2 protein-coding genes are annotated in these 2,287 nt (G+C 66.8%); one reads left to right on the top strand and one right to left on the bottom strand.

Annotated features, from left to right (window positions below):
• On the bottom strand, window positions 1-993 hold a 993-nt coding region (istA, locus tag G6024_RS15380; protein WP_235027937.1), incomplete at its 3' end, for an IS21 family transposase.
• Window positions 994-1,817: 824 nt separating this feature from the next.
• Between istA and G6024_RS15375 the strand changes: the two genes are divergently transcribed.
• Window positions 1,818-2,279 (top strand): hypothetical protein, encoded by a 462-nt coding sequence (locus G6024_RS15375; protein WP_159149103.1) that lies wholly within the window; start codon window positions 1,818-1,820, stop codon window positions 2,277-2,279.
• Window positions 2,280-2,287: the final 8 nt, after the last annotated feature.

The following is a 2,287-nucleotide window of genomic DNA, read 5'->3' as shown; positions in this document are numbered from 1 at the left end:
CTCCGCTGTCCGAAATCGACGCGGCAGGTCAGTGCCCACGGTGCGGGTCTGGCCCAGCGCCATGGTGTGCGGCGCCGCCGGCAGTACGTGCAGACGACGACGTTCGTCGATCAGCGCCTCATTCGGGACCCTTGCCGATTCACGATGCTTACGGGAGTTGACCTTGGCGCAGAACTGCTCGCATGCTGCCTCGAGCTCGGCGAACGAGCCGTACTGCTCCCGCAGGTTCGCCTCGGTGGGCACCACATCGGCCTTAGCCAACCGGACGGTGGACTCGGTGCCGCCCTTGGACTCCGGATCGAACGGCACACAGGTGTGCACCTGGGTGCCGTAGTGACGTGCGGCCTGGACGATCTGCGGATGACGCACCGGCACACCGGCGACGTGATCCACGCTGACCGTCTTGGCGTTGTCGGTCAGCACGTAGGTCGGCACCCCGCCCACGCGGCGCAGGGTCGCATCCAGGCAAGCGATCAGCGTGGGCAATTTCTGGTCCCACACCGGGATCACCACCCGGAAGCGGGACCACGCCAACCAGGCGCAGAACAGCAACGTCGAGCGCAGGACCCCGTCCGGGCCGGGGACCTTCGGCCCTTCGCCCCAGTCGAACTGCAGCCACAGGCCCGGCTCGGTGATCCACGGCCGGTAGGTGCGCTGATGCCCGGCCCGCCACGCGGCCTTGACCTGCGCCACCGCCCGCCTGGTCGTGCGCTCGGTCCCGGTGAACCCCATCGCCACCAGCCGTTCGTGGACGATATCGGCGCGGACCTTGCCGTTGCCGCGCTCGACCCACTCCTCGATCTTGGGCATGTGCTCATCGAGCATCCGCGGACGGCGGCCCGCGCCGGTCACCGGACGCCCCTGGTCACGAGCGGCGACGTACCGCCGCACCGTCTTGGGATCCACACCCGCCAGCTGCGCGGCGGAGTGCGCACTTTCAGTGGCGTCGTATGCCTCGAGAATTTCCATGATCTCCCTGTCAGACTTCTTCATGCGTCCCTCCGGTGGAACAGCGCTCATAGGTGGTCGAAGACCTCGAGCACATCCCCGGAGGGGCGCTTTTCGCGGGACCGACACGGCCCGATCCCTTGGCCACGGACAGGGAGATCAACTGACCGTCAGCAGGGAAGTACGTGTCCGCCTACAGGGAGATTGGCATGGCCGCTAGCAGTCGCCGCCTCGGTGCTGGCGCGGACGTTCCTTCGTCTAGCCCTTGCCTCTCGATAGCCGGGGTTGCGCGCGCCGAATCTGTACGACCTGTCCTACGCGCATTGCCTGTACTGCGCGCCTGCCCCAGTGCTCAGATCAGGCTCTCCTGGAGCAGGCCCAAACCTGACACACCTCTTGCTGAATTTCAGACTTAGGGGTGTGCCGTTTCTTGGTGGGTCGCCCCCGCGACCCTCAGGCGATGCGTTGTCGCATGCCCCGCGGTGGTGACCCGGTGATGCGCCCCGCTGGTCCACGTGCGGTCCGTTCGTCGCAAGCAGACGGTGCCTGTGACGCTGTGGAATCTGCACCGCGATCGTCGTTCAGCTCGGCACCGTGTTCCTGGTGCTGTTCGGCCTCGCGACTTGGCCGATCCGGGACCGTTCGAGCTCGATGCGCCTCCTGCTGGTTCCCACTGCCACAAAACTTCAGACAGTAGGCACTCTAAGTGTGTTGGGGGTGTGCCGTTTCTCGGTAGGGTGCGCACATGGCCTCTGGGCAGTGCTGGTCAGTGTCCGCGGTGCGGTGATCCGGTGATGTGGGCGGGTCGTGGGCGACGTCCGCGATGGTGCTCGACTGCTTGCCGGCAGCGCGCGAAGGAGGCCCGTCGGGTGGCGCGGGATAACGAGCAGCCGATCCTGGCGGTCGATGCTCCGGCTCGTCCCCGTGTGGCTGACGAGTGGGCGGAGTACCTGACCTCGATGCAGCATCGGCAGCTGTTGCTGCGCGTCCTGGGCGCGGTTGCAAAGCAATGGAATGGGCAGATGATCGTGCCGGCCGAAGCCGACGCTGTGATGGAGCAAATGTTCGACCTGCCCGACGGGTCGGGTCGTGCGCTTCGAGGCGGATTCCCCCTGCCTGATGCCGAGCAGCGACTCGAGAAGTGGCGCCAGGAGTTGGCGGAAGCTGACCGCCGTGGTTACGAGCGGGGCCGTCGAGATGAGCGCTACGAGTCGATCAACCGCGCCCAGGAGGCGCCCCTGGGCGCCGCAGTGCCGACGGTTGGTCTGTCCCGGCAGCAGCGACGTGCCGCCGAGCGAGCCACCTTCAACCTCAATTCACCGATGAAGTAGCCGGGGCG

The organism is Dietzia maris (genome assembly GCF_014144855.1).
Classification (GTDB): Bacteria; Actinomycetota; Actinomycetes; order Mycobacteriales; family Mycobacteriaceae; genus Dietzia; species Dietzia kunjamensis.
Note: the sequence above shows the minus strand (reverse complement) of the source record. Positions and strands in the feature narration are given on the sequence as shown.